The sequence below is a fragment of the Rhizobium sp. BK251 genome, assembly GCF_004345245.1.
Taxonomy (GTDB): Bacteria; Pseudomonadota; Alphaproteobacteria; order Rhizobiales; family Rhizobiaceae; genus Rhizobium.
This window is the reverse complement of the sequence record NZ_SLUQ01000001.1, coordinates 349,278-362,780: the sequence shown is the minus strand read 5'-3', so window position 1 is coordinate 362,780 and position 13,503 is coordinate 349,278. Positions and strand designations below refer to the sequence as shown.

At 61.9% G+C, this 13,503-nt stretch carries 15 protein-coding genes; 7 read left to right on the top strand and 8 right to left on the bottom strand.

The window, feature by feature from the left end; genetic code table 11:
* Positions 1 to 2 precede the first annotated feature (2 nt).
* Positions 3 to 710 carry a glutathione binding-like protein gene (locus tag EV286_RS01710; RefSeq protein ID WP_132955267.1) on the bottom strand — a complete coding sequence of 236 codons (708 nt, stop codon included), beginning with the start codon at positions 708 to 710 and terminating at the stop codon, positions 3 to 5.
* 218 nt (positions 711 to 928) lie between these two features.
* On the opposite strand from EV286_RS01710, the gene EV286_RS01705 reads away from it, so the two are divergent.
* Entirely contained in the window at positions 929 to 1,372 is a 444-nt protein-coding gene (locus tag EV286_RS01705) for a DoxX family protein (RefSeq protein ID WP_132955266.1), read from the top strand.
* A gap of 82 nt (positions 1,373 to 1,454) precedes the next feature.
* On the opposite strand, the gene hisG is transcribed toward EV286_RS01705, so the two are convergent.
* From hisG to hisS, 3 genes are read right to left on the bottom strand one after another with little or no spacing between them, the layout of a single operon-like run.
* The gene (gene hisG, locus EV286_RS01700; RefSeq protein WP_132955265.1) at positions 1,455 to 2,150 is read right to left on the bottom strand and encodes an ATP phosphoribosyltransferase; all 696 of its coding nucleotides are present in this window, start codon (positions 2,148 to 2,150) and stop codon (positions 1,455 to 1,457) included.
* Entirely contained in the window at positions 2,147 to 3,268 is a 1,122-nt protein-coding gene (locus EV286_RS01695; RefSeq protein ID WP_132955264.1) for an ATP phosphoribosyltransferase regulatory subunit, read from the bottom strand. Before EV286_RS01695 ends, hisG begins: the two co-directional genes overlap by 4 nt.
* A complete protein-coding gene (gene hisS, locus EV286_RS01690; RefSeq protein WP_132955263.1) occupies positions 3,269 to 4,783 on the bottom strand; it encodes a histidine--tRNA ligase in 1,515 nt (504 codons plus the stop codon).
* A gap of 190 nt (positions 4,784 to 4,973) precedes the next feature.
* On the opposite strand from hisS, the gene EV286_RS01685 reads away from it, so the two are divergent.
* Entirely contained in the window at positions 4,974 to 5,348 is a 375-nt protein-coding gene (locus EV286_RS01685) for a hypothetical protein (RefSeq protein ID WP_132955262.1), read from the top strand.
* 82 nt (positions 5,349 to 5,430) lie between these two features.
* Positions 5,431 to 5,832, top strand: a complete 402-nt coding sequence (locus tag EV286_RS01680; RefSeq protein WP_132955261.1) for a DUF305 domain-containing protein — start codon at positions 5,431 to 5,433, stop codon at positions 5,830 to 5,832.
* 71 nt (positions 5,833 to 5,903) lie between these two features.
* Here the strand turns inward: EV286_RS01680 and EV286_RS01675 are convergent, their stop codons facing one another.
* Positions 5,904 to 6,950 carry an aldo/keto reductase gene (locus tag EV286_RS01675; protein ID WP_132955260.1) on the bottom strand — a complete coding sequence of 349 codons (1,047 nt, stop codon included), beginning with the start codon at positions 6,948 to 6,950 and terminating at the stop codon, positions 5,904 to 5,906.
* 234 nt (positions 6,951 to 7,184) lie between these two features.
* Here EV286_RS01675 and EV286_RS01670 point away from each other — a divergent pair, with 234 nt between their 5' ends.
* Positions 7,185 to 7,898, top strand: coding sequence for an HAD family hydrolase (locus EV286_RS01670; protein ID WP_132955259.1), 714 nt, complete (start codon positions 7,185 to 7,187; stop codon positions 7,896 to 7,898).
* 24 nt (positions 7,899 to 7,922) lie between these two features.
* On the opposite strand, the gene EV286_RS01665 is transcribed toward EV286_RS01670, so the two are convergent.
* Positions 7,923 to 8,354 (bottom strand): hypothetical protein, encoded by a 432-nt coding sequence (locus EV286_RS01665; RefSeq protein WP_245500583.1) that lies wholly within the window; start codon positions 8,352 to 8,354, stop codon positions 7,923 to 7,925.
* Complete coding sequence (locus tag EV286_RS01660; protein WP_132955258.1) at positions 8,354 to 8,983, bottom strand: DNA-3-methyladenine glycosylase I; 630 nt, start codon at positions 8,981 to 8,983, stop codon at positions 8,354 to 8,356. The genes EV286_RS01665 and EV286_RS01660 overlap by 1 nt, the downstream gene beginning before the upstream one ends.
* Positions 8,984 to 9,189: 206 nt before the next feature.
* Between EV286_RS01660 and EV286_RS01655 the strand changes: the two genes are divergently transcribed.
* From EV286_RS01655 to EV286_RS01645, 3 genes are all read left to right on the top strand, one after another.
* The gene (locus tag EV286_RS01655; RefSeq protein WP_132955257.1) at positions 9,190 to 9,933 is read left to right on the top strand and encodes a L,D-transpeptidase; all 744 of its coding nucleotides are present in this window, start codon (positions 9,190 to 9,192) and stop codon (positions 9,931 to 9,933) included.
* Positions 9,934 to 10,066: 133 nt separating this feature from the next.
* A complete protein-coding gene (locus tag EV286_RS01650; RefSeq protein ID WP_132955256.1) occupies positions 10,067 to 10,768 on the top strand; it encodes a L,D-transpeptidase in 702 nt (233 codons plus the stop codon).
* Between the two features lie 167 nt (positions 10,769 to 10,935).
* Positions 10,936 to 11,610, top strand: a complete 675-nt coding sequence (locus EV286_RS01645; RefSeq protein ID WP_132955255.1) for an outer membrane beta-barrel protein — start codon at positions 10,936 to 10,938, stop codon at positions 11,608 to 11,610.
* Between the two features lie 262 nt (positions 11,611 to 11,872).
* Here EV286_RS01645 and glcF read toward each other — a convergent pair whose 3' ends face one another.
* Positions 11,873 to 13,177, bottom strand: coding sequence for a glycolate oxidase subunit GlcF (gene glcF / locus EV286_RS01640; protein WP_132955254.1), 1,305 nt, complete (start codon positions 13,175 to 13,177; stop codon positions 11,873 to 11,875).
* Positions 13,178 to 13,503 lie beyond the last annotated feature (326 nt).

Here is a 13,503-nt window from a genome sequence, read left to right as displayed (position 1 = left end):
CCTCAGGCCCGAGCAGGGATATTGAGGCCGCGTGCAGCGGCGGGCCTTTCCAGCGCGCGGGCGAGCCAGGCCATGACGTTCGGGAACTCGGCGAGGCGGAGAACCTCGGCGCCGCCATAGGAAACGTCGAGACCACGCACCCAGGGGAAGGTCGCGATGTCGGCGATGGTATAGAGATCGCCCATGATCCACTGCCTGCCCTGCAGGCGGCCCTCGAGCACGCCCAGAAGCCGGCGGCTCTCATCCCGATAGCGCTCCATCGGATAGGAGTTGTTCGCCACCTTGTCGGCCGCGAATTTGAAGAAGTGGCCGAACTGGCCGAACATCGGCCCGACGCCTCCCATCTGGAAGAACACCCATTGCAGCACCTCGTAGCGGCCCGCTGCATCTGCAGGAATGAGCTTGCCGGTCTTCTCGGCGAGATAGACGAGGATCGCGCCCGACTCGAAGATGCCGATCGGCTTTCCGTCCGGGCCGTTCGGATCGATGATGGCGGGAATCCGGCCGTTCGGATTGAGTGAAACGAATTCCGGCGACTTCTGGTCGTTGGTCGCGAACGAGATCAGATGCGGCTCGTAGGGCAGCCCCAACTCTTCCAGGACGACTGAAATCTTGATGCCATTGGGCGTCGGGAGCGAATAGAGCTGAATAATTTCCGGATTGCTGGCCGGCCAGCGCTTGGTAATTGGAAAAGCTGAAAGATCTGCCATTAGGGCCTCCGTTGCAATGGCTCCTAGATAGGGTCCGGGGCTCGTCAAGCACAAGACGCAAACCGCCTCGACACATCAAAAAAGCGCGCCCATCGTTCCACAATAGTGAACAAAGTGTCTGCTGTCGTTTATCTTTCCAATAACAAGAAAATCGGCGACAAGAGTTTCAACAAAGCACTTATTCAACCGACACTCGAAACACTCAAGCGGAGACAACGATGTCCAACACTTCCAACATCATCCTGCTCGGCGCACGCGTCCTGCTCGGCTTCATGTTCGTCTATACCGGCTACGGCAAGCTGATCGACCCCTCCGGCACGGCCGGCATGATCGCGGGTGCCGGCCTCCCCGCCTCGGTACTGCTGGCCTACGTTGCCGGCATCTTCGAACTCGTCACCGGCCTCGCAGTCATCGCCGGCTTCCAGACGCGCATCGTCGGCTGGGCACTCGCAGCCTTCTGCGTATTCACCGGCCTCGCCTTCCACACCGGCGCCGTCGCCGTTCCGGGCTGGCCTGATGCAGCACTCGGCTGGATCAACGCGCTGAACCAGATCATGGTGATGAAGAACCTGACCCTTGCAGGTGCCTACATCTTCCTCGCAACCTTCGGCCCTGGCCTCTACTCCGTAGACGCCCGCCGCGGTTCGCTTGTGACGGCCTGATACCGAAATACCTCCGACAGGCCTCCAGCCATACTGCCCGCCGTCTCAACAACGGCGGGCTTTTTGTATTCGGATAGGGATTTCAGAGAGCGAAGCCGATGGCCGCGGCAATTCGATCGACCACCGGGTCTCCGGCGTGGCTATCCTTCCTCGCCCGCACCAGGCAGGCTTCGGAGCGAAGGATGATACCGTCGGAGAGGACCTTCAGGTGATTGGCCTTCAGTGTCGAGCCGGTCGAGGTGATGTCGACGATGATATCCGCCGAGCCGGAGGCCGGCGCTCCTTCGGTCGCACCCAGGCTCTCGACGATGCGATAGAGCTGGATGCCATGCTGGCTCGAGAAGAATTGCTGCGTGAGGCGCCAGTACTTCGTGGCGATCGCGAGGCGTCGGCCGTGGCGTGCGCGAAAATCGGCAGCGACATCGCCGAGGTCGGCCATGCTGTCCACGTCCAGCCAGATCTCCGGCACGGCGACCACGACATTTGCCTGGCCGAAGCCGAGGCGGGCGCAGATTTCCACCCGTCGATCAGCTTCCGCGATGCCTTCGCGGATGAGATCCTCGCCCGTTACGCCAAAATCGATCGTGCCGTTGGAAAGCTCGCGAGAGATTTCGGACGCCGAGAGGAAGGCTATCTCGACATCGTCCCAACCTTCGACCCGGCCACGGTAGGAACGGTCATTGCCGACTGCGGCGATCCGCATGCCGGCACGCTCGAATATCGCCGAGGCGTCGTCCTTCATCCGGCCCTTGGATGGCAGCGCAATGGTGATCGTCATGGTGCGGCCCTCGCCGTTTCGATGCGGTCGAGCCAGAGCGAGAAGCCGACGGCGGGGATGCGGTCCTTCGCGCCGAGGAAAGTGAGAAGCCGGTCGAAGCGCCCGCCGCCCGCGAGGACGGCGTCCGATCCATCGACGCCGACCTCGAAGACAAGGCCGGTGTAGTAGTCGAGCGGGCGTCCGAATGCCGCGCGGTATTCGACGATCGAGAGGTCGATGCCGGCGTTTGCGAGAGCCGCCACGCGGCCGTCAAATCGGGAAAGCGCGTTTCCGAGCTTCAATCCAGCGCCATCCGCGAAACCCGACAAGGTGGCCGAGGCATTGAAAAGTGGAACTCTCAGCGAAAGGAATTGCTCCAGCACGCGGAAGGCCGCGTCGTCCAGACGCGTTTCGGACAGGATCAGCTTTTCCTTGAGGCGGCGGGCGATCTCCTGCGGCGAGCGACTCGCGTTCGACGAATAGCCGGTCACCTGCATGGTGTTCTCGATGTGCGCGACGAGCGCTGCCTCGTCGTCCCTTCCGACCAGCCTTGCGACGTCATCATCGAGGCCGGTGACGAACTGCGGGCTGACAAGGCTGCTAAGAAGCGCTTCCAGATGGACCATGTTGCCAAAGGCGTGGATCAGGCGCTTCTGCCAGCCAAGCGGCAGGCCAAGCGCCTGTACAACGGCCTCGAAGACGGCCTGGTCGCCGAGCGTCACGGAAAGACGCCTGCCGGGAAGCAGCCGCCCGAGAACGGCCGTCGCATCGCTGATCGCGCGCGCATCCGCGCTCGATATATTGATGTCGCCGAGATCCTCGATGCCGGCCTGATAGAACTCGTTGCTGCCGTCGCGGCGCTGGCGGAAAACCTCGCCGAGATAGGAATAGCGCTTCGGCGTGCCGGTTGCCGTTTCGATGTGGCGCAGACAGACCGGAATCGTGAATTCGGGCCTCAGGCAGAGACTGGCCCCCGTCTCGCTTTCGGTCATGAAGATGCGGCGGCGCAAGTCCTCGCCGGCGATGTCGAGGAAGGGCTCTGCCGGCTGGATGACGGGCGTATCCACCCGCTCGGTCCGCCGGGCCGCGAATTCGGCGAGCAGTTCGTCAGCGAAATCCGGCTGGTTGATGAGCGGCATTCACCCGGCCCTCTCGCGATCCTCGCGCTGGGCATCGAGGATTTCCCGGACCTTGGCGACAAGTTCGCCTTCCGGCACCGTGTCCTGCGCAACCCGCGCCTCGCGCCAGCTTGCATTGTCCTCGATCTCGCCGGAAAGGCGCTTGCCCTCGATCAGATCCTTGATCTGGACGACGCCTTGGGCGCGCTCGTCGCCACCCTGGATGATGGCGACCGGGCAGCCGCGGCGGTCGGCATATTTCAGCTGGTTGCCGAACTTCTTCCAGTTGCCCTGGTACATCTCCGCCCGGATGCCGGCGGCACGCAATTGCTGCGTCATGCGCTGGTAGCGACCCATGCTCTCGACGTCGCCATCCATCACGGTGACGAGGACCGGTTCGACGACCTCGTTCGCGCCGAGCTTGCCAAGGTTCTTCAGCGCCGTCATCAGGCGTGATACGCCGATGGAGAAGCCCGTCGCCGGGACCGGCTGGCCCATGAAGCGCGAGACGAGACCATCATAACGCCCACCGCCGCCGACCGAACCGAAGACGACCTTTTCTCCCTTCTCGTTGGTGACGTCGAAAAGGAGCTCGGCCTCGTAGACGGGGCCGGTATAATATTCGAGGCCGCGGACGACGGAGGGGTCGATCTTGATGCGATCCGGGCCATAACCGGCGTCGGTCACGAGCCCGCCGATGAAGTTCAATTCGTCGACACCCTCGACACCCTTCTCCGTCCCGGCAACCAGTTCGGCAAGCCGGACGGCGCTTTCGGCGTAATTCTTGATGCCGACGAAGAACAGTACCTTTTCGACCTGCTCGTGGTTGAGCCCCGCGCCCTTCGTGAAATCGCCGGACTCGTCCTTCCGGCCTTCGCTAAGCAACAGGCGAACACCCTCAGGGCCAAACTTGTCGAGCTTGTCGATGGCGCGCAGGACGTTTAGCCGCTGTGTCGCCTTGTCGTCGCCGCCGAGGCCGATCGCCTCCAGCACGCCATCCAGGACCTTGCGGTTGTTGACGCGGATGACATAGTCGCCGCGCTTGATGCCGAGTGCCTCCAGAGTATCCGCCATCATCATGCACATCTCGGCATCCGCCTGGACGCCGGGGGCGCCGACGGTATCGGCATCGAACTGCATGAACTGGCGGAAGCGGCCGGGGCCTGGCTTTTCGTTGCGGAAGACATAGCCGGCGCGATAGGTGCGGTAGGGCAGCTGGATCTCGTTGAAATTCTCCGCGACGTGACGGGCGAGCGGCGCCGTCAGGTCGTAGCGGAGCGACATCCACTGCTCGTCGTCGTCCTGCAGGGAGAAGACGCCCTCGTTCGGCCGGTCGCTGTCCGGCAGGAACTTGCCGAGCGCGTCGGTATATTCGAAAAGCGGCGTCTCGACCGGATCGAAACCATAATGCTCATAGACCTTGCGGATCTGCGCGGTCATTTCCTCGACCGCGCGGATATCGGCTGCGGAGCGATCGACGAAACCGCGCGGCAGGCGGGCCTTGAGCTTCTGTGGTTTCTTCTGCTTGTCGTTCATTTCTGGTGCTATCCGGTCAATATGACAGTGGCGGTTACGTAGCGGATTGGGCGGAGTGCGGCAAGGGCGAAACCCCGTGATCTGGCGGGCCTTGGCGAAGACCCGGAACGCGGATCGATGATCGCCGCCATCGAAAAAGCAGCAGGCCTCGATCTTGGATTTGCCATGAGCAGGCTGTAAGGTCCGCGCCATGAAGCTTGTTGCCGCCTTCACTATGGTCCTGGCCTGGCTGCTTTACGGGATCATGCCCGTAATGGCGGATGCTCCCGTGCTGTCGCCCGCGGCGATGCATGCCTCGATGGACCATGGGCAGAACATGCACCACCAGGCACCGCAGGATCATGCCGCGATGATGGCTGGCGCCGTCGCGAAGGATGGCGGCAACCCCTGCCCGCATGGCGACGGCATGGCGCACAGCCCGTTCTGCGCTGCTTGCCTCGTCATTCCGCCGACCATTGCCATTGACGGCGGTGGACCCTTCGCCTTCTCCTATCCTTCGCCGTTTGCCGGCGATCCGCTGCAGGATACGGCTCCGACGCCGCTGGCACCCCCACCTCGCGCCTGACACGCTTTCTCGAATTTAACCGCACTCGCGGCGACCTGCGTCGCACGCGAAAGAGAATTCTGTCAGACAGAGGAAAGACAACATGTCTCTGAAATCCACCATTCTTGCGGGCTCCATCGCCCTGCTCTCCATCTCCACGGCTTCCGCGCAAGAGATGGGCCATGACCACATGAACATGCAGCCCAACATGGGCATGAAAATGGGCATGAGCCAGCCGAGCGGCGACCAGGGTCCCTCCAGCCAAGCCTTCGCCAAGGCCAATGCCAAGATGCATGAGGACATGGCGCTGAACTACACCGGCAACGCCGATGTCGATTTTGCGCGCAGCATGATTCCGCATCACCAGGGAGCGATCGACATGGCCAGGATCGAGCTTCAATATGGCAAGGATCCTGAAATGCGCGCATTGGCCGAAGACGTCATCAAGGCGCAGGAAGCCGAAATCAAGACCATGCAGGATTGGCTGAAGGCCCACGCCAACTAACGCCGGACGAAGCAGACGCCGGGGCCAATGCTCCGGCGTCTGCTTTCAATAGCAGCTACTGAGCGAGCGGGTCAGCCTTTCGCTTCGAAGGGCACCGGGCGGCGCGCAGCTCCCTGACGCGCCAGCATCCAGCCGGGATATTCGGGCGAGAGCTCGCTGACGGCATCGAGCCTGGCCATGTCTTCCTCGTCCAACCTCACCTTCACCGCCGCGAGGTTCTGCTCAAGCTGCTCGACGCGCTTTGCGCCGATGATGACGCTGGTCACGAAGGGCTTGGCAAGGATCCAGGCAAGCGCGACTTCCGGCACGCCGACGCCGTGCTTGGCGCCGATCTCGCGCATGACGGCGACGCATTCCCAGGCGCGGTCCTTGTCTACGGGCGGAAAGTCGAAGGTAGCGCGGCGCCCCTCGCCGTTACCCGGTGCACCCGGACCATACTTACCTGAAAGCAGGCCGCCGGCGAGCGGCGACCAGACCATGAGGCCGAGCTTCTCCTCCTTCATCAGCGGCACGATCTCGCGCTCCAGATCGCGGCCGGCGATCGAATAGTAGGCCTGCACGGTCTCGAAGCGGGCAAAGCCGCGACGGTCCGAAATGCCGAGTGCCTTGGCGATGCGCCAAGCCTGCCAGTTGGAAACACCGACATAGCGCACCAGGCCACGGGAGATGAGGTCGTCCATGGCCCTCAGCGTTTCCTCGACGGGCGTGACGGAATCGGTCGCGTGGATCTGGTAAAGGTCGATATGGTCGGTCTGCAGGCGCTCAAGGCTCGCCTCGACCGAGTCCATGATGTGGCCGCGCGATGCGCCGCGGTCGTTGGGCTTTTCGCCCATGACGCTGTAGACCTTCGTCGCGATGACCACGTCCTTGCGCGGGACGCCGAGATTTTTCAGCGCCTGGCCGAGGAGGCGCTCGGACTGGCCAAAGGAATAGACATCGGCCGTGTCGATGAAATTCACGCCGGCGGCGAGCGACTTTTCGACGATGCGGTCGGCGGCTTCCTGATCGACGTCGACGATGGCGGCCCATCCCGGCGTGCCGGCCTCTCCGAACGTCATGGTCCCCAGGCAAATTTCCGAAACGAACAGCCCCGTATTACCGAGTTGGTTGTAGCGCATTTTTGAAATTCCTTTGATTTGGGCAGGAGTGCATTGAGCGCCCCGGCAGCGATCCGTGGGCGGGACAATGCGCGGGCAGGGAGCCCGCATGTGTGACAACCGAGTGGAAGTAACGCAGGCGCCGCATTTTTCAACTGCTGCGAGCCGGCGTTCACGCCCTCGTCAACACCCTTGCTTCGGCGCGCGGCGTGCATAGATTCGTTGTCTCTTGCTGCATCGCGAGGAAGAAGGCCAATGTCCCTCCGTCCGTTGACGACAATCGGCTTCGATGCCGACGACACGCTCTGGCAGAACGAGCAATATTACAGGCTGACGGAACGACATTTTGCCGATCTCCTTTCCGATCACGCCGATAGCGCGCGAATCTCGGAACGGCTTCTCGAGGCGGAAAAGCGCAATCTCGGCCACTACGGATTCGGCATCAAGGGCTTCACCCTTTCCATGATCGAGACCGCGATCGAGATCACCGAGGGCAAGGTGCCCGCACGCGTTATTACCCAGATCCTCGATATTGGGCGAGACCTGCTGTCGCACCCCGTCGAGACGTTACCGAACGTCCGCGATACGCTGGAAGCGCTCGCCGGAAACTATCTGTTGGTGCTGATCACCAAGGGCGATCTCTTCGACCAGGAGCGCAAGCTTGCGCAATCGGGCCTCGGCGACTTCTTCGACAATGTGGAGATCGTCTCGGACAAGACGGCCGTCACCTACCGCCGCATATTTTCCAAGGTGGGCGACGGGCCGGAGCGCGCCATGATGGTCGGCAACTCGCTGAAGTCCGACGTCGTTCCCGCAATTGCCGCCGGCAGCTACGGGGTCTTCGTTCCTCACGAACTCACATGGATCATCGAGCATGTCGAGGAACCCAAGGATGCGCCACGGTTCCGTAAGATCGCCCATCTCGGCGAGTTGAAGGGGCTCATCGACAATATCGGCGGCGAGCCGTGACACGCTGCGAGCCCCAGGCCTGCCTCAGTTCTGCGGGTCGATCAGTATTTCATAGGGTGCACCGAGCCCACGACGGCTGGAAACACGCGTATAATAGGGCCGGATCAGCCATGTCGTATCCGACTGTGCCGTGAGGTCGGCTGTCGGGCCACTCTCGTCGGAGCCGAAAAAAGCTTCGTCCGCCGAGGATGAAAGATCGAAGATCGCCATGAAGGCATAACGGCTCTTCGAATTGAATGTGATCCTCACGTGCTGTCCGGCCTTTACCGGGAGCGTATAGACCTTGCTCCTGCCAAACTTCGTCCAGCCCTGGAGCCGCATCAGGACGGCGGGGACCTCAAGCGGCGTCAGGATTTCGCCCTCGTCAAGCTGGGGCGCCTGCATCTCGGCGGCGACCGGCGTCGCAATCGCCAGCAGCACCGCAAACAGCGCGGCAATGACCTTCACCCCCGGCATCATGGCCGCCTCAATGCGCGTCGCATCGCCTCCACCTTCTCCCTGCAGAAACAACCCTCGATATGGTCGTTGACGAGGCCCATCGCCTGCATGAAGGCATAGACGGTCGTCGGGCCGACGAAGGTCCAGCCCCGCTTCTTCAGATCCTTGGAGATACGCTGCGAGGTCGACGTAGTGGGATTTGCGACGAGAGTCGCGTGGTCGACCACGGCGGGCCGTTCTTCCAAACCGGGCTCGAAGCCCCAGAAATACCGGGCAAGCGATCCGAACTCGGCCTTGAGGTCGACGGCGCGCCTAGCGTTGTTGATTGTCGATACGATCTTGCCCCGGTGACGCACGATACCCGGATCGGCGAGGCAACGCTCAATGTCTGAATCGCCGAACAAGGCAACCTTCTCGAAATCAAATCCGGCGAAGGCCGCACGGAAATTCTCGCGCTTGCGCAGGATGGTCAGCCAGGAGAGGCCGGACTGGAAGCCCTCGAGACAGATCTTCTCAAACAGCCTGATATCGTTGGTGACCGGATAGCCCCATTCCTCGTCGTGGTAACGCATATAATCCGGAAGACTACCGTGCCAGGCACAGCGGTTCTTGCCATCTTCGCCGGTAACTATGCCTGTCAGACTCATGTCGCTGCTTCGCCCTCGCTTGTCTAATCCGCCTTTAGCATTTACAAACCATCTTTCCAAACCGAACGGTAACCCTGCGAAAAGGTTTATTCGATCGACGGCAATTTCGTGATCGCCAGTTTACCATTCGCTGGGCGAGCAATGGCACGATGCCTGCAATGCCGAGACCCGGCATGTCACCCGGTCCAGTGTAGAGAGTCCACCTGATGATGAAATCCCTGCTGCTCGCCGCCATCATGACCGGTATCTTTGCCGGCACGGCCCTTGCCGAAGACCGCTACCAGCCGCGGCCACCCGTCATTCTCAGCCCCGACCTGTCCGCGCCCTGGGTTGCTCAGCTTGGCGGCCCCAACGTCCGTCCCGTCGTCTATACGCGGCCGGTCGCCCAGCGGCGCAGCCTCTTCCAGTGGCCCACCCTTCGGCGCGCACAAAGACCGGCCGAGGCACAGCCGGCCGGTTTGCCGGGCGCACCGAAGCCGATCAGCGCTTTCAACGAGCCGCAGTTCCTGACGCAGATCGTAGCCTATGAGACCAAGGAAAAGCCCGGAACAATCGTCATCGACACCAACAACCGCTTCCTCTACCTCGTCATGAGCGGCGGCAAGGCACGCCGCTACGGCGTCGGCGTCGGCAAGCCCGGCTTCGAATGGGCGGGCGCGCACAAGGTCACCCGCAAGTCGGAATGGCCGGAATGGATACCGCCTTCGGAAATGATCTCTCGCGAGGCCGCAAAGGGTCACTATCTGCCGGCGCGGATGGATGGCGGACCTGCAAATCCGCTGGGCGCGCGCGCCATGTATCTCGGCTCCTCGCTCTACCGCATACACGGCACCAACGCGCCATGGACGATCGGAAGCGCTGTTTCCTCCGGCTGCATCCGCCTGCGCAATGAAGACGTGGTCGATCTCTACGATCGGGTAAAGGTTGGGACGCGCGTCATCGTCATCTGAGGCAACGACGGATTTTCCAGGCGGGGATACTGTAGAACGAACCCCCAAAACTGGCCGATTGTTTCAGGTTTATGTTGAATAAGGGCGAAGTTTCGTTAGCTTCGCCCTGTTTTGCATTGAGAGGGACTCGCATATGAGAAGATTTGCATTGATGCTCGCCGCGTCCGGCCTTGCCGTGTCGTGCCTGTTCACGTCGGTCACGGCGCAGCCCTTGGGCGCGACATCGTCCGCCGCAACCGTCGAGCAACATGCAACGCCGATGGTAACGACCGTCCAGCAGATGAAGACGGTCAAGCCGCAATTCAGGCGCCGGGTCGTCCGTCTCGCGACGACGGAAGCGCCAGGCACCATCATCATCGACACCAACAACAAGTATCTCTATTTCGTCGAAGGCAACAACCGCGCGACGCGCTACGGCATCGGCGTCGGCCGCGACGGCTTCGGCTGGTCCGGCGTCGTGAAAGTGGGCCGCAAGGCCGAATGGCCGAGCTGGACGCCGCCGGCCGAGATGCGCCAGCGCGAGGCAGCCAAGGGACGCATCATTCCGGCCTTCCAGGAAGGCGGCCCCAACAACCCGCTCGGCGCACGCGCGCTCTATCTCTACCAGGGCGGCCGTGACACGGTCTTCCGCATCCACGGCACCAACCAGCCCTGGACCATCGGCCTCAACATGTCCTCCGGTTGCATCCGCCTGATGAACAGCGACGTAAAGCACCTCTACGAGCGCGCACCGGTCGGCACGAAAGTCATCGTCATCGGCCCCGGCAACAAGCAAGGCGACGTCAGCTTCCAGGACCGGGGCGTCGATATTCTGCGGACCGTGTTCGGCGACTGAGATCCGACGCGTAACGGTTTGATTAAGGGCGGCTTTCGGGCCGCCCTTCCTGTTTGCGCCACCTGCGCTCCCACAATCCAGTTTTTTGCGGGCGCAGGGCCCTCACCGCAATATGGCTGTCACACAAGCCGGCATAAATGCACGCCAATTGCATTCGAGGGACTCACATGCATCGTGACTTTTGCAGGAGCGCGCCGGCTCTGGCTGCGCTTGCCTTTTCACTCGCCCTATCGACAGCCAATGACGCATCCGCAGAGATGCAGTTCTCGATCTACGGCGGTTTCCAGACGGCCCCGCACAGCGATGTGGACCTATCCGACGGCACGCACTTCACCGCCGGCTGGGAAGGCAAGTCCTTTTCTTCGCCTCCCTATTACGGCGGTCGCGCGACATGGTGGCTCACCGATTTCAACTATCCCAACCTCGGCTTCTCGATCGACTACACCCACGCCAAGGTCTATGCGGACCAGGAAACGCTGAAGGAGACCGGCTGGTCGCATTTCGAGTTCACCGACGGCCTGAACCTGCTGACGGCGAATGCGCTCTATCGCTTCCAGAAGGAGGGGCGCAAATGGACCCCCTATGTGGGCGCGGGCGTCGGCGTCAACATCCCGCATGTGGAAGTCACCCGGCCTTCGGGCACGACCTTCGGCTATGAATTCGGTGGCGTCACGCTGCAGGCGCAGGCAGGTATCAGCTACCAGATCACCAGCCGGTGGTCGGCCTTTGCCGAATACAAGGGGAACTATTCCTTCGTCGACGTGCCGATCGACAACGGAGACAGGCTGAAGACCGATATCCTGACGAATGCCGTGAACGTCGGCCTTTCCTTCCACTGGTAACGGCCGACGCCAAGGTCGCGCCGACGGCGTCAAGCCAGCTTAGGAGCAGCTCGTCCGCGCGGCGCCGGACTCGTCGAGGTAGGTGTTGCATTTCAGGCTGGGATCACCAGACGTCTGGCAACCGGCTAACACCAGAACTACACACATTACCAGCCACTTCATCCACGCCTCCTGTTGGTTGCACCCCTGAGGATGCCACGCTCGAAATCGTCGTCAATCATTTTCTAAAACAGCGCGGCCCTATACACGGCAACGCCCACCTTCAAGCGGCCGTGAGTTTCGCCGGTCGTTCTCCGCCGTGCGCCCAGTCGAGCAGCTCGATAGTGTGAAGGATCGGAATACCCGTGCCGCTTGCGATCTGGGTAATGCAGCCGATATTTCCGGTGGCGATGACGTCGGCCTTCGTCGCTTCCAGGTTCCTGACCTTCCGGGCCTTGAGCTTCGCGGCGATCTCGGGCTGCATGATGTTGTAGGTGCCGGCAGACCCGCAACAAAGATGCCCCTCCGCCGGATCGCGCACGGCAAAGCCCGCCGCTTTCAGCAACTGCTTCGGCGCCATGGTGATCTTCTGTCCATGCTGCATCGAACAGGCCGAATGATAGGCGACGGTGATGCCATTCGGGGCAAGGGCCGGCAGCTCGAGCGCAACGAGGAATTCGGTTATGTCCTTGGCCAGCGCCGAGACGCGCGCAGCCTTTGCCGAATAGGCTGGATCGAGGCGGAGCATATGGCCATAGTCCTTGATCGTCGTGCCGCATCCCGAGGCAGTGACGATGATGGCATCAAGGTCCCCCCGTTCGATCTCCCGCATCCAGACGTCAACGTTTGCACGCGCGCTCGCAAGGGCCTGTTCCTCCCGACCCATATGGTGGACGAGCGAGCCGCAGCAGGCTTCGCCTTCGGGCACCACGACTTCCACGCCGAGGCGCGTCAGCAGGCGGATCGTCGCCTCGTTGATCCCCGGGTCGAGTACCGGTTGGGCGCAACCGGTCAGGATCGCCACCCGCCCTCTCCGTTCGCCGCGCGGAGCGTGGACGGCCGGCTTCGCGAAGGAAGATGCCGACGGCACCTGCGATGGCGCGAGCGCGAGCATCGCGGCAAACGGCGCCAGCACCGGAGCACGCTTCATGAGAGACGCAAACGGTCGGCCGAGGCGCGCAAGACGAAGCGCCGCGCGAAAGCGGCCGGGATAGGGCAGGACGGCGGCGAGCAGATTACGCGTCAGCCTGTTCATGAACGGCCGCCGATAGGTCTTCTCGATGTGGGCACGGGCGTGGTCGACGAGATGCATGTAGTCGACGCCCGACGGACAGGTGGTGGTGCAGGCGAGGCAGGAGAGACAGCGGTCGATGTGCGTTACGAGCTTTTCATCGGCAGCGCGGCCATTCTCCAGCATATCCTTGATGAGATAGATGCGGCCGCGTGGGCTGTCGAGCTCGTTGCCGAGCGTCACATAGGTCGGACATGTGGCCGTGCAGAAGCCGCAGTGGACGCATTTGCGCAGGATCTGCTCGGATTCCGCGACGTGAGGGTCAGCAAGCTGCTCTTTCGTAAAATTGGTCTGCATCTGCGAACTACATCACTCCCAAATTGCGCCTGTCGAACTGGCTCCTGATCCGTTTCTCCGCAAGCGGGTAAACGGCATTACCCTATTCCCCTCATCACTTCCGCGACCCGGGGCATCCATATAACAACGCCTCCATTGCTGCCCGCATTCGGGCCAAAGCCGAGGGCTGGAAGGTCTTCAACGCCGCTTTCCCGCCCCAAGCAAACTCACCCCAAGGGAAATATTACTCTGCCGAACATTGAATATTTTAGCATTTTCTTCTATTATTGACTTAGTTCGTGGGAGGATATTTTTCCTTCCTGTTGGCTTACGACTGGGCAAACTTG